The following is a 23,088-nucleotide window of genomic DNA, read 5'->3' as shown; positions in this document are numbered from 1 at the left end:
GGCGACGGGCGGTGCTACACTGCCGGCGGGGATGACGGCCCTCTACCAGCGCGCCAGGCCCTACACCTTCGACCAGGTCGTGGGGCAGGAGCACGTCAAGGACGTGCTGGCCTCGGCCGTGGCGCGGGGCCTCACCGGTCACGCCTACCTGTTCTCGGGGCCTCGCGGCGTCGGCAAGACGACGACGGCGCGCCTCATGGCGATGGCCGTGAACTGCGAGCGGGAGGACCCCGCCGACAGACCCTGCGGCGAGTGCGAGTCGTGCCGCCTGGTGCGCGACGGCGCCCATCCCGACGTGATCGAGCTCGACGCCGCCTCGAACAACTCGGTCGACGACGTGCGGGCCCTGCGCGAGCGCGTGGGGCTGGCCAGCCTGCGCGGCGGCACGCGCGTGTGGATCCTCGACGAGGCCCACATGCTCAGCCGGCCGGCCGCGAACGCGCTGCTGAAGACGCTCGAGGAGCCGCCGCCCGGGCTGATGTTCGTGCTCGCCACCACCGAGCCGGAGAAGCTGCCGCCCACGATCCTCTCCCGCTGCCAGCACTTCAGGTTCAGGCGCCTCACCGACGCCGAGATCCTCGGCAAGCTCGCGCGCCTCTGCTCCGAGGCCGGCGTGGAGGCCGAGGAGGCGGCGCTGGCCCTCGTCGCCAGGGCGGCCGACGGCGCGATGCGCGACGCGGAGTCGCTGCTCGAGCGGCTGCTCGTCGGCGGCGGTCCCATCACGGCGTCCGCGGCGGAGGACGCGCTGGGCCTGCCGCCCCGCGAGCGGCTCGTCGCCCTCGCCGAGGCCCTCATCGGCGGCGACCTGGCCGCGCTACTCCCGCAGGCGGGCGACCTCTACCGCGCTGGCTTCGCGCCGCGCACGGTCGCCGAGCAGCTCGGCCGCACCCTGCGCGACCTCCTCCACGAGGCCCTGGGGCGCGGAGACGACGCGTCGCGGCTCGTGGCGCTGATCCACGCGCTCGACGAGGAGCAGGACAGGTTCACCCGCCGCGACGACCTCTACGGCCTGGAGGTCGCGTTGATCAAGGCCGCCGGCGCCGGCGCGTCCGCCCAGGGCGCGCGCGGGGCCGCGTCGGAGGAGCCCGTGGTCGCGGACGCCCCGCCCTCGCGCCCGAGCGCCGCGGAAGCGCCGCCGCCGGGCCCCGCCGGGGACGCTCCGGGGGCCCCTGACGCGGAGGCCGCGCCCGACCGGGCCCCCGCGGGCGCGGAGGGCGCCGGCGGCGCGGGCCGGCGACAGTTCTCCTGGCACGCCGTGCGCTCGGCCGCCGCGCCGCAGCTCAAGGCCCTCCTGCAGCCCGCGCAGGCCGCCGAGGAGGGCGGCCGCGTCACGGTCACCTTCGGCGAGAACTGGCGCTTCCACTACGAGCAGGTGCTCGCCCGCCGCGCGGAGCTCGAGGAGCTGATCGCGCGGGTCGCCGGGCCGGGCCTCACCGTCGAGCTCAAGGGCCCGCGCGGCAGCGGCTCGGGCGGGCGGCGCAGGCTCGCCGCGGGCGCCGACGACGCGCCCGCCACCGGTCCGCGGAGCGCCGGAGGGGCGAGGACGGGAGGAGCGCCCGGCCCGGCAGCGCGCGGCGGCGACGCCGCGTCGGGCCGGGAGGCCGCAGCGCCGACCCCGGACCTCCCCGACGCGGCGCCAGGCGAGGAGCCAGACGACGAGGCGGGCACCGACGACGCGGCGCCAGCCGAGGCCGAGGCGCCGTCGGCGGTGGACGAGGCGTACGAGGAGCTGCCGGCCGGCTTCTGGGACGAGTCGCCCGCCGAGCCGCTGGGCGAAGCGGCCGAGGAGACGCCCGCCGGGTCCGCGCCCGGCTCCTCGCTGGCCCAGCTCCAGCAGCTCTTCCCCGGACGCGTGATCGAGTTCAGGCCGCGCGCGCCGCGGGGCGAGAGCGCCCTGGGCGACGCAGCGCCGGATGCGTCCGAGGACGAACCCCAGGGATACGATGACGAAGGACAGGACCGCCTCGAGTTCGGCGCCGCGCCGGACGACCGCTGAGGCAGCGGCCCCCAGCGGGCCCGAGGAGACGCATGAACATCCAGAAGCTGATGAAGGAGGCGCAGAGGGCCCAGCAGAAGATGGCCGAGGCCCAGGAGCGCCTGGCGGAGATGACGGTGGAGGGGTCGGCCGGCGCCGGCATGGTCACGGCCGTGGCCAAGGGCGACGGCACGATCGCGTCGGTGCGCATCGACAGGAGCGTCGTCGACCCCGAGGACGTGGAGATGCTCGAGGACCTCGTGACGGCCGCGGTGTCGGAGGCGCAGCGGCGGGCGAAGGAGCTGCAGGAGCGGGAGCTCGGCTCGGTCATGGGCGGCATGGCCGGCCTGGGAGGGCTCTTCTGACCGCGACGAGAAGCGGGCCGGAGTGAGGTACCCCACCCCCCTCACCACGCTGATACGCGAGCTGGGGCGGCTGCCCGGCATCGGGCCGAAGAGCGCCCAGCGCCTCGCCTTCCACCTCTTCAACAGGCCGGAGGAGGACGTCAGGGCGCTGGCCGAGGCGCTGTTGGGCGCCAAGAGCGGCCTGGCGCGCTGCCCCGTCTGCTTCAACGTCATGAGCGCCGGCGAGGAGGCCTGCGCCGTCTGCACCGACGAGACGCGCGACCGCGCGACGATCTGCGTCGTCGAGCAGCCCGCCGACGTGCTGGCGATCGAGAGGAGCGGCGAGTTCCGCGGCCTCTACCACGTGCTGCACGGCGCCCTCAGCCCCATGAACGGCGTGGGCCCCGAGGAGCTCACGGTCGCGGCCCTCCTGGACCGCCTCGCCGGCGTCTCCGAGGTCGTGCTGGCCACGTCCACGACGGTCGAGGGCGAGGCCACGGCGCTCTACCTCGCCAGGCAGCTGCAGGACCTGCCCATCACCGTGAGCCGCATCGCCTACGGCCTGCCGGTGGGCGGCGACCTCGAGTACGCCGACGAGGTCACGCTCGGCAGGGCCATCAGCAACCGGCGCGCCGTCTGACCGCTCGACCGGGGAACCGGCGCGCCGCCCGAGCGCCCGGCCACCGGTCCGCCGCGCCGCTGGGCCGACCGTCCGCCGTGGCGGGCGCCGCCGCGCTGCCCCGCCGCCGCGGACGTGCCGTCCGGACGCCCTCCCGCCGGGCGGGCCCCCTCGCCGTTTAGGAGCGTCCCGATGGGCGTTATCTCACGTTCGGGACCGCATCTTGACCGCTCGGAAGGCGCCCGTATAATGTGCCGGCTTCCCGGGAGGGGGAACTCCTGAGCTTGTCAGAGCCACGACCCCGCAACCGCCTGGTCATCGTCGAGTCGCCCACCAAGGCGAGGACCATCAGCCGCTTCCTGCCGCCGGGCTACCAGGTAGAGGCCAGCATGGGCCACGTGCGCGACCTGCCCTCCTCCGCGGCCGAGATCCCCGAGGAGATCCGCAAGGAGAGCTGGTCGCGGCTCGGCGTGAACGTCGAGGCCGGCTTCAAGCCCGTCTACGTCGTGGCGCCGGGCAAGCGCGAGGTCGTGCGCCGCCTCAAGGCCGCCCTCAAGCAGGCCGACGAGGTCTACATCGCGACGGACGAGGACCGCGAGGGCGAGTCGATAGGCTGGCACCTCGTCGAGGTGCTCGAGCCCCGGGTGCCCGTGAAGCGGATGGTGTTCCACGAGATCACCGAGCAGGCCATCCGCGACGCCCTGGAGAACACCAGGCAGATCGACCTCGACCTCGTCGACGCCCAGGAGACCAGGCGCGTGCTCGACAGGCTCGTCGGCTACGAGCTGAGCCCCCTGCTGTGGCGCAAGATCGCGCCCCGTCTCTCGGCGGGGCGCGTGCAGAGCGTGGCCGTGCGCCTGCTCGTCATGCGCGAGCGCGAGCGCCTCGACTTCGTCGCCGGCAGCTACTGGGACCTGACCGCCCGGCTCGCCGCCGCGGGCGGCGCCTTCACCGCCGAGCTCACGAGCGTGGCCGAGCGGCGCGTCGCCCAGGGGCGCGACTTCGACCCCGACACGGGCGGCCTGAAGCGCGGCCTCGAGGGCGTCGTCCTGCTGGGCGAGGCGTCCGCGAGGCGCCTGGCCGACGCCGCCGCGGACGCGTCCTGGCGCGTGCTGGACGTCGAGGAGAAGGAGCAGTCGCGCTCCCCCGCCCCGCCGTTCACGACGTCGACGCTGCAGCAGGAGGCCAGCAGGAAGCTCGGCCTCGCGGCCCGCGAGACGATGCGCATCGCGCAGTCGCTGTACGAGAACGGCTACATCACCTACATGCGCACCGACTCGGTGCACCTCTCGAACGAGGCCCTCACGGCGGCGCGCGACGCCATCAGGCGGCGCTACGGCGAGGCGTACCTCACCGCGAGCCCGCGACGCTACCGCCAGCGCGCCAAGGCCGCGCAGGAGGCGCACGAGGCGATACGTCCCGCCGGCACGCAGATGCGCACGGCCGAGGAGCACGGCCTGCGCGGCGTCGAGGCACGCCTCTACGACCTGATCTGGAAGCGCACGGTGGCCACGCAGATGAAGGAGGCGCGCCTGAAGACCGTCACGGCGCGCATCGCGGCGCGCCTGTCCGACGCGTCGGCCCTCGCCGACGCGCTGGGGGACGCGTCCGCCGGCGCCGAGCCCGTGCTCGGCTTCCGCGCCTCGGGCCGCACCGTCGTCTTCCCCGGCTACTTCAGGGCCTACGTCGAGGGCTCCGACGACCCCGAGGCCGCCCTCGACGACCGCGACCAGCCGCTGCCGCCCCTGGCGCGCGGCGCGGAGCTGGCGTGCGAGGGCGTGCAGGCGCTCGGGCACGAGACCAAGCCGCCCGCGCGCTACACCGACGCCAGCCTCGTGAAGGTCCTCGAGGCCGAGGGCATCGGCAGGCCGAGCACCTACGCCTCGATCATCGACACGATCCTCACGCGCGGCTACGCCCGCAAGGTCGGGCAGCAGCTCGTGCCCACGTTCACCGCGTTCGCGACCACGGCGCTCCTCGAGCGGCAGTTCAGGCGCCTCGTCGACACCGAGTTCACCGCCGGCATGGAGGCGATCCTCGACGCCATCGCCGCCGGCGAGCGACCGAGCGACACCTACCTGCACGACTTCTACCTGGGCGAGGACGGCATCGTCAGGCGCGTCGAGCAGGCGATGGAGGGCATCGACGCCCGCGCGATCTCCACGGTCACGGCCGCCAAGTGGGACCCGTACGTCGTGCGCGTGGGGCGCTACGGCCCGTACGTGGAGGGCGAGCTGGACGGGGAGGTGAAGACCGCGTCGCTGCCCGGCGACGTGGCCCCCGCCGACCTCACGCGCGAGGACCTGGAGCGCTACCTGCGCGAGGGCAACCTCGGCGACGTGACCCTCGCCACAGAGCCGGAGACGGGCGAGCCCGTGCTCCTCAAGCGCGGACCGTTCGGCCCCTACCTGCAGCTCGGCACCGGCGAGGGCGCGGAGAAGCCCAAGCGCGTCTCCCTCCCGCCCGGCGTGGCCCCGCACGACGTGACCCCGGAGATGGCCCTGGCGCTCATCGCCCTGCCGAAGACCCTGGGCGAGCACCCCGAGGGCGGCGCCGTCGACGTCGGCATCGGCCGCTACGGGCCCTACGTGCGTCACGGGCGCACCTACGCCTCGCTGCCGAAGGACAGGTTCGTCCTCGACGTGACGCTCGACGAGGCGCTCGAGCTGCTGCGCAGGAAGGCGCAGCGCGGCGGGGCGGCCCTGCGCGAGCTCGGGGTGGACGAGCGCACGGGCGAGGTCGTCGACGTGCGCGAGGGACGCTACGGGCCCTACGTGAAGCGCGGCAAGCTCAACGCCTCCCTGCCCAAGGACGTGTCGCCGGAGGAGGTGACGCTGGAGCAGGCGCTGGCCCTGCTCGACGCGCGCGCCCAGGCCGCCGCGGCCAAGGGCGGCGCCAAGCGGGGGCGGAAGGCCGCCGCCAAGGGGTCGAGGACGGCGCGGAAGGCGAAGTCGTCGACGGCGCAGAAGCCCGCGCGCACGCGGACCGTCAAGGGCCGGACGACGAGGAGCGGCGCCCGCAAGACGAAGACCGCCTGAGGGCCGGCGCGACGCGGGCGGCCGGCAGCGCGGGGACGTCCGCGGCGGACGGCCGCCGGCGCGGAGCATGGCGCGCCGCGGGCGGCACCAGGCTCCCCGTCCTCCCGCCGTACACTGTGTCGTGCGGCGCTACACCGTCACCGACGGCATCGTCATAAGGCGGAAGCCGCTGCCCAGCGGCGACCTCGTGGTCACGCTGCTGTCGCACGAGGGCAAGTGGCGCGGCGTGGCGCGCAAGGGCAAGCTGCCCGGCGGCAACCTCGGGAAGCTCAGCCTCTTCCACGACGTCACGCTGCAGTACTACCGCAAGCGCGACGAGGACCTGGCCCTCATCACGCAGGTGCAGCTCGGCGGCGCGCTGACCGGGCTGAGCCGACCGGACGTCTACCCGTACGCGAACCTCCTCGCCGAGCTCGTCGACGCCCTCACGGTCGACGTCCACCTCGGCGAGCGGGTGCACGAGTACCTGGCGAGCGGCCTGCGCGGGCTCGTCAAGCACCACGACCCCGAGCACGTGGCCCTGATCTACTCGTGGCGCCTCCTCGGCCTCGCCGGCCTGGCGCCCACCGTGAGCCGCTGCGCGCGCTGCGGGTCCGCCGGCCCGCTCGTCGCCTACGACCCCGAGGCCGGCGGCCTCGAGTGCGACGGCTGCGCGATGCGGGACGGGCCGAGCGGCGGCCTGCCCCCCGGCGCGAGCGCCAGCTACGTCGGCGAGGAGGGGTCCGCCGAGCTCGCCGACCTCGTCGAGGCGCCGATGCGCGAGGCGCTGTCGCGCCCCCCGCGCGCGCGCGAGCTGCACTGGCGCGTGCTCTCCCGCCACGTCGGCTACCACGTGCGCGAGCTGAACAGCCTCGCGAACCTGCCTCCGGCCGGGTCCGCGGCGCCGGTCACGTGAGCGCGCCGCTCGTGGCGCTGGCGCTCGGCTACCTGCTGGGCGGCTTCCCCACCGCCTACCTGCTGGCCAGGGCGCGCGGCAAGGACGTCTTCGCGGTCGGCTCCGGCTCGATGGGGGCGATGAACACCGCGCGCAACGTGGCGCCGGCCCTGGGCGTGGCCGTCCTGCTCGTCGACGCCGGCAAGGGGGCGCTGGCGGCGTTCCTCGGGGGCCTCCTCGCCGGCCTCGAGCCCGGCCAGGACCCGCTCCTCGCCTCGCTCCTCGGCGCGCTCGGGTCCGTGGCGGGGCACTGCTTCTCCCCCTACGTGGGCTTCCGCGGCGGCAAGGGCCTGGCGACGGCGTTCGGCGCCCTGCTCGTCGTGCACCCGGCGCCGCCGCTCTACGGCCTGGTCCTCCTCGTCGCCCTGCTGCTGCTCGTGCGCGACGGCGACGCGGCCATGCTCGTCACGATCGTCCTCTTCCCCGTCGTGGTGCTGCTCGCGCTCGACAGGCAGGGCTGGCCCCGCGAGGCCACGTTCACCGCGACGACGGTGGTGGCGGCGATGTCCGTCGTCGGCCTCGTCAGGCTGGCGGTCGGCCGGTGGCGGGCGCGGCGCGGCTACCGGCAGGAACCGGGCTAGACCCCGCGCCGCCCGCGCGCGCCGGCCGGCCGGCGACGGTGCGCGGCCGCGCGGCGCCGCCCGCGGACCCGCGGGGACGACCCCGGCGGACGCGTGCGGCATCGCCCGCCCTCACTGCCAGCGCTCCCTGCCCTCCGGCGCCTCGCCCCGCAGCAGCGACCTGACCTCCCCCACCAGGAACAGCGACCCCGCGACGAGCACGAGGTCGCCCTCGCGCGTGAGGTCCCTGGCGAGGCCCAGGGCGGCCGCCGCGTCCGGCGCCTCGCGCACCGCGCCCGCGGCGCCGGCCCGCCTCGCGGACGCGGCCAGCTCGGAGGGCAGCGCGGCGCGCGGCGACGAGGACGCCCGCGTCGCCACCACGAGCCGCGCGCGCCTCACGAGCGGCCCCAGCACGCCCGCGAGGTCCTTGTCGCGCGAGACGCCCACGACGAGGGCGGCCGGCTCGGCGCAGAGCTCGTCGAGCGCCGCGGCGAGGGCCGCGGCGGCCTCAGGGTTGTGGGCGCCGTCGAGCACCCAGGCTCGGTCCGCGTCGATCCTCTCGAGCCGACCCGGCCAGGCGGTGTGCGCGAAGGCGTCGCGCACCGCCTCGCCCTCGACCCCGAGGACCAGCGACGCCACGGACGCGACCGCGAGGTTGCGCGCCTGGTGCGCGCCGACGAGGGGCGAGCGCAGCGCGAGGGGGAGCCCGGCCACGCTCCCGGCGACGGTCGCCTCGACGCCGTCCCAGCCGGCACGCCCCACGGCCACGCGGAAGTCGCGGCCCAGCGCGAGGAGCGGCGCGCCCAGCGCCGCGGCCTCCGACGCGATGGCCGCCAGGGCCTCACCCCGCGCGCCCGTGACCGCCGGCACGCCGGGCCGCAGCACGCCGGCCTTGTCGCGGGCGATGGCCTCGACCGTGTCGCCCAGGACGGCCTGGTGGTCGAGCGCGACGCCGGTGATCACCGCGAGCACCGGGTCGAGCGCGTTCGTGGCGTCGTAGCGGCCGCCCATGCCAGCCTCCATGACCGCCCAGCCCACGCCCTCCTCGCGGAAACGGTGCAGGGCCGCGGCGGTCACGACCTCGAAGAACGTGCAGCCCAGGCGCTCTGCCGCCGGCCTCACGGCGGCGACGGCGTCCTCCAGCGACGCGGTCGTCGACTCCTCGCCGTCGACGCGCACCCGCTCGCCTACGCGCTCGAGGTGCGGGCTGAAGAACGAGCCGGTGCGCCTCCCCGACGCCGTGAGAGCCGCGGCGACGAGCCGCGCGACCGAGCCCTTGCCGTTCGTGCCCGCGACCAGCACGACGCGCGTGCCCGGCGCCGGCAGGCCCTCCGCGGCCAGCAGCGCCCCGACCCTCTCCAGGCCCGGGCGCATGCCGAAGCGCTGGAGGCCGAAGAGCCAGTCGAGCGCCGGCGTGCTCTTCACGTGTCCTCGTCGCAGGCCTTGATCAGCTCCGCCTCGGCGTCGCCGCGCGGGTCGTGGTGGTGCCTGACGAGCCACGCGACCCTGGCGTCGGCGGAGGCGTCGAGGACCATCAGCGCGCCGTAGGCGGCGTGGTGGCGACGCGCCTGCCTGGCGCCGGCCAGCCCGCTCAGGCGCGGCTCCGGCGGCACGTCGGGCTCGGGGAGCAGGTGGGCGAGGACGCGGTGCGCGACGTGGCCGCTGCTGCCCGCCTTGCCCACGTCGTGGAGCAGCGCCGCCCGCAGCGCCTCTCGCGGCGCGTCGGGGCGTCGCGAGGCCAGGCAGCGCGCGACCTTCACCGCGTGCGCCCGCTCCGCCGGCGGCATCGCGGCGTAGAGGCGCCGCTCGGCGGGCTCGAGGACCGCGAGCGCCCACTCGTCGTCGGGGTCGGCGAGCGCGGGGAACGCCGCCTGCAGGGTCCTGAGGGCGGCGTTGAGGGCCCACCTGGCGCTCCACCTCACGGACGCCGAGTCTAGCGCGGGCCCGCCGGAGGACCCACGCCGCCCCTGTATGCTGGCGCCCAGCGGCTCCCCGTCGCAGGAAGGCGCACCGGAGCATGTCCCGAAGCACGTCACGCTCGCTCGTCACGCACCTCGCCGCGCTGCTGCTGGCCGCCGCGCTGTCGTGGACGGCGGCGCAGGCCGCGCCGGGCGTGGCCGACGGACAGGCGGCCGGCGAGGGCCCCGCTGTCGCCGCGGCGCCCCCCGCGCGGTCGGCGCCCGCGGTGCCGGACGCGCCCGCGGACCCGGCCGGCGAGGCGGCCTCCCCTACCCCGGCGTCCTCGGCCGAGGCGGCCGCCGACGAGGCCGTGCGCGAGTGGCTGGCGCGGCAGCCCATCAACCTCGAGAGGCTCGCCGGGCTCGACGCCGAGCAGCTCTGCCGCGAGCTGCCCGGCATCGTCTCCGAGCCGCCGCCCCCTCCCGGCACCGAGGTGAACCTGGACGACCGGGTGGAGCGCACGACGCCAGAGGACGGGGACGTCAGGGTGTTCACGTACCCGGCGTCGCGGCCGGACGGCCAGCTCGACCTCGTCGAGGTGCGGCTGGCGCCGGCCGACGGCGGCTGGGAGGCCGTGCGCGTGGGCTTCCTCTCGAGCACCGAGCCCGGAGGCGTGAGGGCGTGGCTGCAGACGCCATCGGCGGCCTTCGGGTTCATCGCCCTCAGCGTGATCGTCGCGTTCATGCTGGCGCAGCCGGGCTCGCCGCTGCGCCGCTGGCTCGCGTCCACGCGCGCGGCCGTCAGCGAGCACCGTCGCCTCGTCGTGATCACGGTCCTCGCCCTCTACGCCGTGTTCGGGCTGGGCGTGCTGGCGGGCACGACGCTGCCGGACTCCTGCGACGTCGCCATCGTGGAGATCGTCGAGGGCGCGATCACCTCGCTGGGCGCCACGGCCGCCTACGGCAGCGGCGACGTGCCCCGCGCCGCGGTCGTGACCTTCTACCAGAACTTCGTCGTCGTCACGCTGTCGGTGACGTTCACGCTCGCCGCCGTGCTGGGCGTGCCGGCGTACCTCTACGCCGCGTTCTCGTTCTTCGTCCAGGGCGTGCCGTTCGGGATGATCGGCGGCGGCGCCGGGGCGCAGCTCCTCGTCCTGCTGGTCGTGCTCGTGCTCGAGCTGACCTCCTACTTCCTCGTCGTCGCGGGCGGCGGCATGCTGCTCGCCACCGTGTGGCGGGGCGGCTTCGGCGGCCTCGCGGCGGGCTTCCGCAAGCTCCTCTCGACGCTGCCCGCGGCGCTCGTCCTGCTGGTCGCCGCCGCCTGGTTCGAGGCCGCGGCGCTGATCCTCGGGTTCTGAGCCGTCCCCCGGCCGCCGGGCGGTCCGCGGCGGGCAGCGGGACGGGTCCGCGCCCGGGCGGCACCGCGGTCAGGGCCCGCTAGCCCGCCAGCAGCTCCCTGAGCGCCGGCGCGACGTCGAGCAGGCTGCTCGCGCCGGCGAACGCCTCCGCCCCCGGGCCGACGGCGTAGAGCGGCACGGGGTTGCGCGTGTGGGTCGGCACGCTCAGGTCCTCGACGTTGCCGTGGTCGGAGGTGATCAGCAGCGTGACGCCGCGCGCCACGGCCCCGAGCGGGTCGGCGACCAGGAAGCGCAGGGCGGTGTCCAGGCGCTCCAGGAGGCCCTTGGCGCCGGCGTAGTCCCGGGCGTGGCCGTAAGCGTCCGTGAGCCAGACGTCGAGCAGGGTGAGCGCGTGACGCGCCGCGAGCTCGCTGAGCACGCGCGCCGAGCCCTCGGGGCCCAGCGGGCCCCCCTCGCGCCCCAGGTGGGCGCCATGCAGGTCGGAGGGGACCGCCTCGCCGGCGGCGTACTCGGCCTCGCCGCGCTGCCTGAGCCCCGCGGCCAGCGCGGCGTAGGCGACGGCGTTCGGCCTGACCCTCCCGGCCTCGCGGGCGGCGAAGTAGCCGGGCGGGTAGGCGTTGGCCAGGCTCGCCCCGCCCGCGCGGGCGGCGTCGGCGAAGACGCTGCCGGCGTCGAGGAGCCGCCGCAGCGTCGGTCCCGGCCAGGGTCCGTAGTGGCCGCTCATCGCGTCGGCGGCGTTGACGCCGGTGAGCAGCGTCGACTGCCCCGTCGCCGACTGGGGCAGGCCAGGGTGGCCGAGGGTCGCGTCGAGCTCCCGGTACACGGCGGGCGCGTCCACCGCCCCGGCGCGCATGGCGGCGAGGGTCGGCGTGGCGGCCTCGAGCACCGGGCTCCCGGCCGCGCCGGGAGGCGGCACGCCCACCCCGTCGAGGAAGAGGAAGAGGACTCGGCCCGTCAGCCGACCCCCAGGGCGTCCTGGGCGCGGCGCAGGGTGCGGGCCGCGACCTCCCGCGCGCGGTCGGCGCCCCGCCGCAGCACGGCGTCGAGGCTGGCGGGGTCGTCCATGTACTCGCGGTAGCGGCGCTGCAGCGGCGCGAGCATGTCGTTCACGGCCTGCACGACGAGCTTCTTGAGGGTCCCGTAGCCGCCGCCCTCGAGCTCCGCCTCGATGTCGGCGATCGGCCTGCCGCTCGCGACGTGGGCGATCGTGAGCAGGTTCCTCACGCCAGGCGAGGCGTGCTCGTACCTGAGCTCGCGCCCCGAGTCGGTGACGGCTGACATGACCACGCGCCTGACGGTGTCGGGGTCGTCGAGCAGGCTTATGGCGTGGCCCGGCCGCTCCACCGCGATGCTCTTCGACATCTTCACGGTGGGGTCGTCGAAGCCCATGATCCGCGCGCCGACCTGCGGCACCTCGGCCCTCGGCAGGACGAAGGTGTCGCCGAAGAGGCGGTTGAAGCGCGTGGCGACGTCGCGCGTCAGCTCGATGTGCTGCACCTGGTCCTCGCCTACGGGCACGACGTCGGTGTCGTAGAGCAGGATGTCGGCCGCCTGCAGGACCGGGTAGACGAGCAGCCCCGTCCCCACGCTCTCGCGTCCCTCCGACTTGGCCTTGAACTGGGTCATGCGGTAGAGCCAGCCGAGGGGCGTGACGCACGAGAGCAGCCACGACAGCTCGGAGTGCTCGCGGACGTGCGACTGCACGAAGATCACGCTCTTCTCGGGGTCGATGCCGGCCGCCAGGAACTGCGCGGCCGTGGAGCGCACCCGCTCCCTGAGCTGGCGCGGGTCGACGGCCTCGGGGATCGTCAGCGCGTGGAGGTCGACGACGCAGAAGACGTTGTCGCGCTCGTCCTGGCGAGCGACCCACTGGCGCAGCGCCCCGACGTAGCTGCCCAGGTGGAGGACCCCGGTGGGCTGGACGCCGGAGAAGACGCGCGGGCGACGGGGAGGAGCTTCCATGAGGGGCAAGTATACGCAGGGCCGGCGCAGCGTCCGCGGCCGCCTAGACGACGCTCACGGCCAGGCCCTGTCGACCCACTCGAGCGGGTTCGTGGGCGCGAGGCCCACGCGCACCTCCCAGTGCAGGTGGGGGCCGGTGGCGAGCCCGGTGCTGCCGACCGCGCCGATCACCTCGCCGCGCGACACCTCCTGCCCGACCTGCACGTCTATGCGGCTCATGTGGAAGTAGTGGCTGAACACCCCGAAGCCGTGGTCGACCATCACCCAGCCCCCCTTCACCGGGTACTGGCCGGCGACGACGACGACGCCGTCGTTCGCGACCGCCACGGGCGTGCCCTGCGGGGCGGCGATGTCGAGCCCGTTGTGGTAGGAGACGCGTCCGCCGGCGACGTAGCGGCGCGCGTCGGCGAAGCCGCTCGTCTCCCGACCCGTGATCGGCATCAGGAACGGCTCGCTCCACAGGGGCCGCGGTGCGCCGGCGGCCACGCCCGCCTCCATCAGCTCCCGCTCCATGGCTTGGGCCTCCGGCGTCACGGCCGCCAGGACGCTCGGCGCGATCCGGAGCTGCTCGACCGTCACGGCCAGCGGCTCGAGCGTCACGGGCACGGTGGCGGTGACGACGCGGCCGAACTCGTCGGTGACGGAGACCTCCAGCTCGCTCTCGGCCGGCTCGACCCCGAACGGGGTGGCGGCGACGGCGCGCAGCACTGCGCCGTCGGGCCAGAGCGGCAACGCCACGCCCGCGAAGGCGGCGAACACGTCGGTCACGCGGGCGCCGTGTTCGTCGATGGCCACGGTCACGCCCAGAGGGTCGCCGGCGCGCAGCTCGCCGGCCGCCGTCACCTTCACGTCGACGGGCTCCACCCCCTCGACGCTCAGCCTCACGACCGTCTCGTTGCCGGCGGCGTCGGTGGCGCTCACCCACACCTCGTTCACGCCGGGCGCGGCGGTGAGCACGAAGACGTGGTCCTGCGCGACCTCGCGCAGCTCCTCGCCGGCGTAGTCGACGACGTAGGTGACGGGCTCGTCGGCGCTGACGAAGAGCTCGACGCTGGCGCCCTCCGGCACGCGGCCCGGGGCCTCGTAGTAGAGCCGCGGCGGGTCGACGTCGCGCAGCGCCGCCGAGACCGACAGCGTGGCCAGGGCGAGGGCCAGGAGGGCCAGGGCGTTGAGGGCCAGCCGGCGCAGGCGGGACCTCATGCCGGCCCCCTCGCCGGCCTCAGCCATCCTGGCTCGTCACGAACGGGAGGTTCCTGTACTTGTGGTCGACGTCGAGCCCGTAGCCGTAGACGAAGGCGTCGTCGATCGTGAAGCCGAGGTAGTGGACGGGCACCTCCACCCGGCGGCGCGCCGGCTTCGACAGCAGCGCGGCGACCCTCACGCTGGCCGGCCGATGGTTCTGCAGGTACCGCAGCAGGTAGTCCATCGTCACGCCCGTGTCGACGATGTCCTCGACGAGGATCACGTGCTTGTCCTTGATGGGCAGGTCGAGGTCCTTGATGAGCTTCACGCGGCCCGACGTCTTCGTGCCGGAGCCGTAGCTCGACACGGAGAGGAAGTCGACCGACAGCGGCATGTCTATGGCCCTGACCAGGTCGGCCATGAAGATGAACGCGCCGTTGAGCACGGCGATGAGGTGGAGGGGCTTGCCCTGGTAGTCGCGCCTGATCTCGGCGCCGAGCTCCGCGACGCGCCTGGCGATGTCCGCCTGCGAGATCTGGACGACGCCGGGGCCGGGCTTGAAGTGGCTTTCCTCTGACATGTTCGAGACCGCGGCTCCTGACGGGCCCGGCCGCGGCCGGGCCGCGCCGATCATACCAGCGGCTCGCCGGCCACCAGGGCCGCGGCCTCCTCCGGGGTCAGCTCCCTGTAGCCGCCGGGCGGGACGTCGCCGAGCTCGAGGTGGGCGACGCGCGTGCGCACCAGCCTGACGACCTCGTGGCCCACGGACGCGAACATCCGCCTCACCTGGCGCTTGCGGCCCTCGCGGAGCACGACGACCGCGCCCGCGGGAGCGCGCTCGGCCCGCACGGCCACGGCCGGGCCGTCCTCCAGCGCGACGCCGGCGCGCAGCCGCGCCAGCGCGTCCTCGGAGACGTGCGGCGGGTCGGTCCACACCCGGTACTCCTTCTCGTGCCGGAACCGCGGGTGCGTCAGGCGCAGGGTCAGCTCGCCCACCGTGGTGAGCAGCAGCAGCCCCTCGGAGTCGAGGTCGAGCCGGCCGACGGGGTGCAGGCCCGGCACGGCCGGCACCAGCTCCATGACCGTGGGGCGCCCGTGCTCGTCGCTCGCGGTCGTGACGTAGCCCCGCGGCTTGTTGAGCAGGTAGGTCACCGCGCGCGCCGGCGGCGGCAGCGGACGGCCGTCGACCCTGACGTCGTCGCCCTCCGTCGCCACGTCCCCGAGCGACGCCACGCGGCCGTTGACGGTCACGCGCCCGGCGGCGATGAGCTCCTCCGCCTTGCGGCGGCTGGCCACGCCGGCGCGGGCCATGAGCCTCTGCAGCCTCTGCGGCCCTCCCACGCGAGCATGTTAGGCCGGTACCATCGGGGACCGTGAGCGAGGCACCGAGACCTGCGATCGACATGCTGACCGAGCGCTACGCGGCGCTCCTCACCGGCTACTGCGTCCGCGTCCAGCCGGGCGACAGGGTCCTCTTGAACGTCGACCTGGCGGCGGCCGGCCTGGCGCGCGCGCTGTGCCGCTCGGTCCTCGCCGCCGGGGGCGAGCCCTTCCTCAGGCTGCAGTACCCCGAGGCCGTGGCCGACGTCGTCGAGCTGGCCAGCGACGCGCTGCTCGCCTCGGAGGCCGCGGTGCAGCAGCGCGAGATCGAGCTGATGCAGGCCTACGTCCGCGTCGCGGCGCCCGAGAACTCGCGCGTGGCCGCCGGCGCGGACCAGTCGCGCCTCGCCCGCCTCGACAAGCGCCTGGCCGCCGCCAACAGGCACCGCGTCGAGCGTACCCGCTGGGTCACGACCCTCTACCCCACCCCGGCGGCGGCGCAGGAGGCCGGCATGTCCACCGACGCCTACCGCCGCTTCGTCTTCGACGCGATGTTCCTCTACGACGAGGACCCCGCGGCGCGTTGGCGGGAGCTGGGCGAGCGCCAGCAGCGGCTCGTCGAGAGGCTAGCGTCGGCCGACGCGGTCAGGCTCGAGGGTCCGGGGACGGACCTGCGCCTGCGGGTGAGGGGGCGCACCTGGGCGAACTCCGACGGCCGGCGCAACATGCCGTCCGGCGAGGTGTTCACGAGCCCGCTCGAGGACAGCGCCGAGGGCGTGGTGCGCTTCACGGTGCCCAGCGCCGTGCGCGGGTCAGTGGTGGAGGACGTGAGCCTGCGCTTCGAGGACGGGCGCGTCGTGGAGGCGACGGCGCGCCGCGGACAGGACCTCCTCGACGGCATGCTCGCCACCGACGAGGGCGCCCGCTACCTGGGGGAGATCGGCATAGGCACGAACCCGCACATCCGCGTGCCGACGCTGAAGACCCTGTTCGACGAGAAGATCCTCGGCACGGTCCACCTGGCCCTCGGGCGCTCCTACGAGTCCTCGGGCGGACGCAACGACAGCGCGATCCACTGGGACCTCGTGTGCGACCTGCGGGAGGGCGGCCGCGTCACCGTGGACGGCGAGCCGTTCCTCGAGGACGGCCGCCTGCTGTGGCTGGAGTAGGCGCCTCAGGCGGGCGCCGGCGGCGGGCGCCGGCGGACGCCCCCGACCGGGACGCCCGGTCCGCCGACAGCTCACCTGGCCGTCCAGCCGAGGTCGAGCGGGTAGACGGACCCCGTGGCTCCCCACGCCTCCTCGCTGGCCAGCCACGCCACCAGGGACGCGACGTCCTCCGGCTCGAGCAGCCGTTTGACCGCCACGTCCTTGAGGAACACCTGCTCCTCCACCTCGTGCTCGGCGATCCCGCGCGTGCGCGCCTGGTCGGCGACCTGCGCCGCCACCAGCGGCGTGCGGGTGTAGGCCGGGGCGACGACGTTGCACGTCACGCCGTGCGGCCCGCCCTCGAGCGCCGTGGTGCGCGCCAGTCCGACGAGCCCGTGCTTGGCGCTGACGTACGCGGCCTTGAACGGGCTGGCGACGAGGCTGTGGGCGCTGCCGACGTGGACGATCCTCCCGCGACCGCTCGCGGTGAGGTGGGGCCAGGCGTGCTTCGTGAGCAGGAACGGGGCCGTGAGCATCAGCTCGAGCATGTGCCGCCAGCGCTCCTCGGGGAACGCCTCGAGGGGGTCGATGTGCTGGTAGCCGGCGCAGCAGACGAGCACGTCGAGGGCTCCGCGGAGGCGCACGGCCTGCGCGACGACGCGGGCGCACGCCCCCGCCTCGGTGAGGTCGGCGCCCACGAAGGCGGCCCCGGCGCGCTCCACCTCGCCACGGCCCGCCGCGCCCGGCAGGTCCGTGGCGACGACGGCGTAGCCGTCCGCCGCCAGACGCCTGACGATCGCCAGGCCGATGCCGCTGGCGCCGCCGGTCACCAGGGCGACGGGCGCCCTGGCCTCCCCTTCTCTCCCGGTGCTCAAGCCGGTCCCTCCGGGCGGAGGATAACCGGGTCGCGGCGGCTTGAAGCCCGCTCGCGGGGCCGTGATAGACTGCGTACTTGCCGGCGAGTGGAGCCGGCCCCCGGCAGCGAGCCGGGGACCGCCCGCGCCGAAGTGGCGGAACTGGTAGACGCGTACGATTCAGGGTCGTATGTCCGCGAGGACGTGTGGGTTCAAGTCCCACCTTCGGCACCAGGCACAGGCGCCCCGAGCGTGGCTCGGGGCGCCGCCGTACTAGGGCCGCGCTGGGCGCCCTACGCCAGGTGCTCCAGCGCCCCCAGGCGCCTCAGCGGCGCCACGACCGCGGCCAAGAGCGCCAGGCGGTTGCGCCTCACGCGCTCGTCCTCGGCCATCACCAGCACGTTGTCGAGGTAGGCGTCGAGCGGCGCCTTCAGTCCGAGCAGGCGCGCCAGCGGCGCCTCGACGTCGGCGGGGAACGGCGCGCCGGAGCCGGCGTCGCGGGCCGGGTCGTGCGGCGGCACCGCCGTGGCGGCGGCGGCCAGCAGCTCGGCCGCGCCGGACGCGCCCTCGTCGAGGGCCTCGTAGAGCGGCCCCTCCTCGTCGGTGACGAACATGCCGGGGTCGACGGACGCGCGCGGCTCGGCCTCGGGGTCCTCGGGCTCGTAGCGCTCGGCCAGGTTCGCGGCGCGCTTGTAGAGCGCCATCAGGTCGGCGAACTCCGGCCGGGTCATCAGGTGGGCGAGGAGCCGCGCCCGGCGCAGCGCCCCCAGCACGGTCGCGCTGCCCAGCGTCGCCGCCCTCACGACGGTCGTGGGGTACCCCTGCTCCTCCAGCAGGGCCGCGACGCGGTCCCAGACGAAGCCCGCCACCGCCTCGATCGTGCCCATGTCGACGGTGACCGGTCCGTCCCGGTAGGCCCCGGCGGCGGCCTCGACGAGCGTCTCGACGGACGCGCGCCAGCCGCGGTCGGCCAGCACGCGCACGACCCCGTGGGCGTCGCGGCGCAGGCCGAACGGGTCCGCCGAGCCCGAGGGCCTCTTGCCCAGCGCGAAGAAGCCGACGAGCTTGTCGAGGCGGTCGGCGACGGCCAGGACCGCGCCGGGCTCGGTGAGCGGCAGCGGCGCCTCGGGTCCCTTGGGCCTGACGCCGTCTCGCAGCACGTCGGCGACGGCCGGCGGCTGGCCCTCGGCCAGCGCGTAGGCCCGCGCCATGTCGCCCTCGAGCTCGGGGAACTCGTAGACCATCTGGCTGGCCAGGTCGGCGCGGAACAGCGGCAGCGCGCCGGCCAGCGCGCGGCGGTCCTCCTCGCCCAGGGCGACGGCGTCGGCGACGGCCTCCGCCCCGCTGGAGACCCGCGCCGTCTTGTCGGCCATCGAGCCGAGGTCGCGCTGGAACGCGATGCCGGAGAGCGCCCAGGCGAGCTGGGAGAGCGAGCGCTCCCTGTCGGCCCGCCAGAAGAAGCGCGCGTCGTAGAGGCGTCCGGCGAGGACGTCCTCGTAGCCGCGCCTGACCACGCCCTCGTCGGGCACGCGGTTGTTCGCGACGCCGACGAACCGCGCCGCCAGCCTCCCGTCCGGCGCCCGCAGCGGGAAGAACCGCTGGTGCTTGACCATCACGGTCGTCAGCACCTCGTCGGGGAGCTCCAGGTACTCGTCGTCGAAGCGCCCGACGATGGGGAACGGCCACTCGACGAGGTTCGCCACCTCGGCCAGCAGCGACGCGTCGACGACGGGCCCGAGGCCCTCCGCGGCGGCCGCCTCCCCGACGGCGCGCAGCGTCTCCTCGCGCCTCTCATCCTCGGCGGCGATCACCCAGGCCCCCCTGAGCGACGCGGCGTAGTCGCCGGGCGCCGCCAGCTCCACCGCTCCCGGCGCGAGGAACCTGTGCCCGCGGCTCGCGCCCCCGGCCGTGTGTCCGGCGGCGGCGACGGGCACGACCTCGTCGCCGAGGCGAGCCGTGAGCCAGGCCACGGGGCGCACGAACGGGGTGTCGACCTCGCCCCAGCGCATCTTGCGCGGCGCCGGCAGGTCCGCGACCACGCCGGCGAGCAGCGCGGGCAGGACCGCGGCGGCGGGCTCGCCGCCGCGCACGACGCGGGCGTAGACGTACTCGCCCCTCTCGGTCTGCCGCCGCTCCAGCGACGCGACGGGCACGCCGGCGGAGCGGGCGAACGCCTCCGCCGCCCGCGTCGGGGCGCCGGCGTCGTCGAACGCCACCGCCGCGCTCGGCCCGCGGCGCTCCTCGACCCGCTCCTCGCTGCGCTCCGGCAGGCCCGTGGCCAGCGCGGCCAGGCGCCGGGGCGTGCCGTAGACGGTGACGCGGACCGGCGCCAGGCCGGCGGCGCGCAGGCGCTCCTCCAGGAGCGGCCCCAGGGCGCGCGAGCCCTCGGTGACGTACCAGGCCGGCAGCTCCTCAGTGCCGATCTCGAACAGCAGGTCGCGGCTCACGGCCACACCGCCTCGCCGGCGCGGCTCTCCTCGCCCCCGGCCCCGAACGGCAGGTCACGGCTCGAAGGGACCGCCTGGCCCGCGCCGGCTCCCGCGGAGCGCTCCGTCTTCGGCGGCTCGCGCCTCACGCCGTCGCCCCCGCCGGCTCGCGCTGCTTCAGGTACGCCCTGGCGGCGGTCTCGGCCAGGCGCCGCACGCGCTGCACGTACGCCTGCCGCTCGGCGTGCGAGAGCACGCCGCGGGCGTCGAGCAGGTTGAACGCGTGCGAGCACCTCATGACGAACTCGTAGCCCGGGTAGACGAGGCCGTCCTCCATGAGCCGCTCGGCCTCGCCCTCGAAGCGGTCGAAGAGCGTGCGCAGCAGGTCGGGGTCGGAGGCCTCGAAGTTGTAGCGGCTGTGCTGGACCTCGAAGTCGCGGCGGAGCTCGCCGAGCGTCACGTCGCGGGAGAAGGCGAGGTCGAAGGCGTGCTTGGCGCCCTGCAGGTACATGGCGATGCGCTCCAGGCCGTAGGTGAGCTCGACGGGCACCGGACGGCAGTCGATGCCGCCGACCTGCTGGAAGTAGGTGAACTGGGTGATCTCCATCCCGTCCATCCACACCTCCCAGCCCAGGCCCCAGGCGCCCAGCGTCGGCGACTCCCAGTCGTCCTCGACGAAGCGCATGTCGTGGGCGGCGAAGTCGATGCCCAGGGCGGCCAGCGACTCGAGGTAGAGCTGCTGGACGTCGGCCGGCGACGGCTTGAGGATCACCTGGTACTGGTAGAAGTACTGGAACCTGTAGGGGTTGTCGCCGTAGCGGCCGTCCACGGGTCGGCGGCTGGGCGCGATGCCGGCCACGCGCCACGGCTCGGGACCCAGCGAGCGCAGGAACGTCGTGGGGTAGAAGGTGCCGGCGCCCACCTCCGTGTCGTGGGGCGGCGCGATGAGGCAGCCGCGGTCCGACCAGAACCGGTCGAGGGTGAAGACGATCTCCTGGAGCAGCACCTGGTTCCCTCGGGCGCGCCCGCTCGACGATGAGCCCTCGCTGAAGCCGGGCGCGCGGAATCGTAATGAATGTCGTGCCCGGCTCGCGGGCAGGCGGGTACTATAGCACCATGCCCGGTAGGCGCATCATGCGCCGTCAGCATCGTCCTCTTTCGACCAGCGCGGGTGGCGCGCGGAGGAGACCGTGAACCGCTACGACGACAGAGCCCGGCTCGTCTTCCATTTCGCGCGCGAGGAGGGAAGCAAGCTCGGGCACGCGATGATCGGACCGGAGCACCTGCTCCTGGGCCTCATGCGCGAGGGCGGCACCGCCAGCAAGGTCCTGGCCGAGTTCGGGGCCACGCTGGAGGGCTTCAGGGCGCAGGTCGAGAGCATGGTCGGCCGCGGCGACGGGCTGCCCCGCAACGAGGCCGCGTCGATAACCCCGCGGGCGCGGCGCGTCATGGAGCTGGCGGGCAGCGAGGCCCGCAGCCTCGGCTCGAACGTCATCGCCACGGAGCACATCCTCCTGGGGATCATCCGCGAGGGCGACGGCGTCGCCTACCGCATCCTGCAGGAGCTCACGCGCGACGTCGACACCGTGCGCTGGCGCATCCTCGCCGCCGCCGACCCGAAGAACCACGCCGAGACCGTCAACACGCCGTTCCTCGACGAGTACGCCCGCGACCTCACGAAGGCCGCCTCCGAGGGCAAGCTTGACCCCGTCATCGGCCGCACCGAGGAGATCAGGCGGGTCATCCAGATCCTCAGCCGGCGCACGAAGAACAACCCCGTGCTCATCGGCGAGCCCGGCGTCGGCAAGACGGCCATCGTCGAGGGCCTGGCGCAGGCGATCGTCGAGGGCCGCGTGCCGCCCAACCTGAACGGCGTGCGCGTGCTCTCGATCGACCTCTCGAACATCGTCGCCGGCACGAAGTACCGGGGCGAGTTCGAGGAGCGCCTCAAGCAGATCATCGAGGAGCTCAGGAGCGCCCGCGTGGTGGCCTTCATCGACGAGCTGCACACGCTCGTCGGGGCCGGCGGGGCCGAGGGCACCCTCGACGCCGCGAACATCCTCAAGCCGCCCCTCTCGAGGGGCGAGATCCAGGTCATCGGCGCCACGACTACGGGCGAGTACCACCGCTACATCGAGAAGGACGCGGCCCTCGAGCGCCGCTTCCAGCCCGTGATCGTCCTCGAGCCCACGCCGGAGGAGTCGCTGCAGATCCTCGTGGGCCTGCGCGAGAAGTACGAGGCCCATCACGGCGTCGTCATCCCCCACGAGATGCTGCAGATGGCGGTCCGCTACGGCGAGCGCAGCCTGCCGGGCCGCAACTTCCCCGACAAGGCCATCGACCTCATCGACGAGGCCGCCTCGCGCACGCGCCTGAACAAGTCGCTCGGCTTCCCCGTGCTCGAGGAGGAGGACGGCACGCCCATCGTCGGCCGCGCCGACATCGAGGCCGTCGTCGACTCGTGGGGCGGCATCTACGTCGACGACCAGGACGACGCCAAGCTCGCCACGATCGAGGAGAACCTCAAGCGCACGGTCGTCGGCCAGGACCGCGCCATCAGGTCGCTGGCCGCGGCGCTGAGGCGCGCCCGCGTCGGCCTCGGCGGGCGCACGCGCGTGGCGGCGTCGTTCCTCTTCGTCGGGCCCTCCGGCATCGGCAAGACGTTCCTCGCCAAGCAGCTCGCCACCGAGCTGTTCGGCAGCGAGCGGGCGCTCATAAGGCTCGACATGAGCGAGTTCCAGGAGGCCCACTCGATAAGCAAGCTCATCGGCGCCCCGCCGGGGTACGTGGGCCACGAGCAGGGCGGCAGGCTCACCGAGGCCGTCCGCCGCCAGCCCTTCAGCGTCGTGCTGCTCGATGAGATCGAGAAGGCGCACCCCGACATCTACAACACGTTCCTGCAGGTGCTCGACGACGGGCGCCTCACCGACGGCCTGGGACGCACCGTCGACTTCCGCCGCGTGATCCTCATCATGACGAGCAACACCGGCTTCAACAGGGGCGGCGGCGTGGGCTTCCAGGACGACGCCGGCCAGGGGCACGACGTGCCGCTGAGGAACCTGTTCTCGCCCGAGTTCCTCGACCGCCTCGACGAGGTCATCGTCTTCGAGACCTTCGGGCGCGACGACATCGTCGTCATCGCCAGGCAGGCGCTCGAGGAGATCAGGCGCGAGCTCGCCAGCCGGGGCATCGACGTCACGTTCGCGCAGGAGGTGGCGGAGTTCCTCGTCGACAAGCTCCCGCCCGGCGAGAGCGTGCGCCCGCTCAGGGGCGTGATCCGCGAGTACATCGAGGACCCGCTGTCGCTCGAGATCCTCGCGCACGGCTCGCAGGAGCCGCTGCTCGTCACCATCGAGGACGGCAGGCCCGTCTTCGCGCGCCCGGTGCCGCTGGTCTGAGGCCGCGGCAGACCGCCCGCCCCGCCGCGGCGGGACCCCCTCTGGGCGCATGCCGGCCCCGCCACGCGTCCG

19 protein-coding genes and 1 tRNA gene are annotated in these 23,088 nt (G+C 74.9%); 10 read left to right on the top strand and 10 right to left on the bottom strand.

From position 1 onward, the window contains the following. Positions 1-31 precede the first annotated feature (31 nt). From dnaX to VF202_03370, 6 genes are all read left to right on the top strand, one after another. Positions 32-1,996 (top strand): DNA polymerase III subunit gamma/tau, encoded by a 1,965-nt coding sequence (gene dnaX / locus VF202_03395; GenBank protein ID HEX7039140.1) that lies wholly within the window; start codon positions 32-34, stop codon positions 1,994-1,996. Positions 1,997-2,028: 32 nt separating this feature from the next. After that, on the top strand, positions 2,029-2,340 hold the full coding sequence (locus VF202_03390) for a YbaB/EbfC family nucleoid-associated protein (protein ID HEX7039139.1): 312 nt from the start codon (positions 2,029-2,031) through the stop codon (positions 2,338-2,340). Between the two features lie 22 nt (positions 2,341-2,362). Beyond that, positions 2,363-2,959: a recombination mediator RecR gene (gene recR, locus VF202_03385; protein ID HEX7039138.1), complete on the top strand. Its 597-nt coding sequence runs from the start codon at positions 2,363-2,365 to the stop codon at positions 2,957-2,959. 263 nt (positions 2,960-3,222) lie between these two features. Continuing rightward, positions 3,223-5,976 carry a type I DNA topoisomerase gene (gene topA, locus VF202_03380; GenBank protein HEX7039137.1) on the top strand — a complete coding sequence of 918 codons (2,754 nt, stop codon included), beginning with the start codon at positions 3,223-3,225 and terminating at the stop codon, positions 5,974-5,976. A 121-nt stretch (positions 5,977-6,097) separates the two neighbouring features. Then, positions 6,098-6,871 (top strand): DNA repair protein RecO, encoded by a 774-nt coding sequence (gene recO, locus VF202_03375; GenBank protein HEX7039136.1) that lies wholly within the window; start codon positions 6,098-6,100, stop codon positions 6,869-6,871. Continuing rightward, positions 6,868-7,491, top strand: coding sequence for a glycerol-3-phosphate acyltransferase (locus VF202_03370; GenBank protein ID HEX7039135.1), 624 nt, complete (start codon positions 6,868-6,870; stop codon positions 7,489-7,491). Before recO ends, VF202_03370 begins: the two co-directional genes overlap by 4 nt. 111 nt (positions 7,492-7,602) lie before the next feature. Here the strand turns inward: VF202_03370 and VF202_03365 are convergent, their stop codons facing one another. Both VF202_03365 and VF202_03360 read right to left on the bottom strand, forming a co-directional pair. After that, the gene (locus VF202_03365; GenBank protein HEX7039134.1) at positions 7,603-8,895 is read right to left on the bottom strand and encodes a folylpolyglutamate synthase/dihydrofolate synthase family protein; all 1,293 of its coding nucleotides are present in this window, start codon (positions 8,893-8,895) and stop codon (positions 7,603-7,605) included. Continuing rightward, positions 8,892-9,392, bottom strand: a complete 501-nt coding sequence (locus VF202_03360; GenBank protein HEX7039133.1) for an HD domain-containing protein — start codon at positions 9,390-9,392, stop codon at positions 8,892-8,894. Before VF202_03360 ends, VF202_03365 begins: the two co-directional genes overlap by 4 nt. A 95-nt stretch (positions 9,393-9,487) precedes the next feature. On the opposite strand from VF202_03360, the gene VF202_03355 reads away from it, so the two are divergent. Further along, complete coding sequence (locus tag VF202_03355; protein ID HEX7039132.1) at positions 9,488-10,726, top strand: hypothetical protein; 1,239 nt, start codon at positions 9,488-9,490, stop codon at positions 10,724-10,726. 79 nt (positions 10,727-10,805) lie between these two features. Here VF202_03355 and VF202_03350 read toward each other — a convergent pair whose 3' ends face one another. The 5 genes from VF202_03350 to VF202_03330 all read right to left on the bottom strand — a co-directional run bounded on the left by VF202_03350 (position 10,806) and on the right by VF202_03330 (position 15,211). Continuing rightward, on the bottom strand, positions 10,806-11,612 hold the full coding sequence (locus tag VF202_03350; GenBank protein HEX7039131.1) for a hypothetical protein: 807 nt from the start codon (positions 11,610-11,612) through the stop codon (positions 10,806-10,808). A gap of 68 nt (positions 11,613-11,680) precedes the next feature. Further along, positions 11,681-12,688: a tryptophan--tRNA ligase gene (gene trpS, locus VF202_03345; GenBank protein ID HEX7039130.1), complete on the bottom strand. Its 1,008-nt coding sequence runs from the start codon at positions 12,686-12,688 to the stop codon at positions 11,681-11,683. A 54-nt stretch (positions 12,689-12,742) separates the two neighbouring features. Beyond that, complete coding sequence (locus VF202_03340; GenBank protein HEX7039129.1) at positions 12,743-13,915, bottom strand: M23 family metallopeptidase; 1,173 nt, start codon at positions 13,913-13,915, stop codon at positions 12,743-12,745. Continuing rightward, positions 13,908-14,450 carry a hypoxanthine phosphoribosyltransferase gene (hpt, locus tag VF202_03335; protein HEX7039128.1) on the bottom strand — a complete coding sequence of 181 codons (543 nt, stop codon included), beginning with the start codon at positions 14,448-14,450 and terminating at the stop codon, positions 13,908-13,910. Before hpt ends, VF202_03340 begins: the two co-directional genes overlap by 8 nt. 50 nt (positions 14,451-14,500) lie before the next feature. Then, entirely contained in the window at positions 14,501-15,211 is a 711-nt protein-coding gene (locus VF202_03330; GenBank protein ID HEX7039127.1) for a pseudouridine synthase, read from the bottom strand. Positions 15,212-15,243: 32 nt separating this feature from the next. Between VF202_03330 and VF202_03325 the strand changes: the two genes are divergently transcribed. Next, the gene (locus VF202_03325; protein ID HEX7039126.1) at positions 15,244-16,359 is read left to right on the top strand and encodes an aminopeptidase; all 1,116 of its coding nucleotides are present in this window, start codon (positions 15,244-15,246) and stop codon (positions 16,357-16,359) included. 71 nt (positions 16,360-16,430) lie between these two features. On the opposite strand, the gene VF202_03320 is transcribed toward VF202_03325, so the two are convergent. After that, complete coding sequence (locus VF202_03320) at positions 16,431-17,213, bottom strand: SDR family oxidoreductase (GenBank protein ID HEX7039125.1); 783 nt, start codon at positions 17,211-17,213, stop codon at positions 16,431-16,433. A gap of 126 nt (positions 17,214-17,339) precedes the next feature. Here VF202_03320 and VF202_03315 point away from each other — a divergent pair. Then, positions 17,340-17,426 (top strand) — tRNA-Leu (locus VF202_03315). A gap of 59 nt (positions 17,427-17,485) precedes the next feature. On the opposite strand, the gene glyS is transcribed toward VF202_03315, so the two are convergent. Continuing rightward, a complete protein-coding gene (gene glyS, locus VF202_03310) occupies positions 17,486-19,639 on the bottom strand; it encodes a glycine--tRNA ligase subunit beta (protein ID HEX7039124.1) in 2,154 nt (717 codons plus the stop codon). Positions 19,640-19,763: 124 nt separating this feature from the next. Beyond that, the gene (locus tag VF202_03305) at positions 19,764-20,624 is read right to left on the bottom strand and encodes a glycine--tRNA ligase subunit alpha (GenBank protein HEX7039123.1); all 861 of its coding nucleotides are present in this window, start codon (positions 20,622-20,624) and stop codon (positions 19,764-19,766) included. A gap of 184 nt (positions 20,625-20,808) precedes the next feature. On the opposite strand from VF202_03305, the gene VF202_03300 reads away from it, so the two are divergent. After that, positions 20,809-23,016, top strand: a complete 2,208-nt coding sequence (locus tag VF202_03300; GenBank protein ID HEX7039122.1) for an ATP-dependent Clp protease ATP-binding subunit — start codon at positions 20,809-20,811, stop codon at positions 23,014-23,016. Positions 23,017-23,088: the final 72 nt, after the last annotated feature.

The organism is Trueperaceae bacterium, assembly GCA_036381035.1.
In the GTDB taxonomy this organism is placed as follows: domain Bacteria; phylum Deinococcota; class Deinococci; order Deinococcales; family Trueperaceae; genus DASRWD01.
Note: the sequence above shows the minus strand (reverse complement) of the source record. Positions and strands in the feature narration are given on the sequence as shown.

Excerpts from the sequence above, each read along its gene's own strand:
- hpt (HEX7039128.1), bottom strand. The coding sequence starts at position 14,450 with ATGTCAGAGGAAAGCCACTTCAAGCCCGGCCCCGGCGTCGTCCAGATC.
- dnaX (HEX7039140.1), top strand. The coding sequence starts at position 32 with ATGACGGCCCTCTACCAGCGCGCCAGGCCCTACACCTTCGACCAGGTC.
- trpS (HEX7039130.1), bottom strand. The coding sequence starts at position 12,688 with ATGGAAGCTCCTCCCCGTCGCCCGCGCGTCTTCTCCGGCGTCCAGCCC.
- VF202_03355 (HEX7039132.1), top strand. The coding sequence starts at position 9,488 with ATGTCCCGAAGCACGTCACGCTCGCTCGTCACGCACCTCGCCGCGCTG.
- VF202_03390 (HEX7039139.1), top strand. The coding sequence starts at position 2,029 with ATGAACATCCAGAAGCTGATGAAGGAGGCGCAGAGGGCCCAGCAGAAG.
- VF202_03340 (HEX7039129.1), bottom strand. The coding sequence starts at position 13,915 with ATGGCTGAGGCCGGCGAGGGGGCCGGCATGAGGTCCCGCCTGCGCCGG.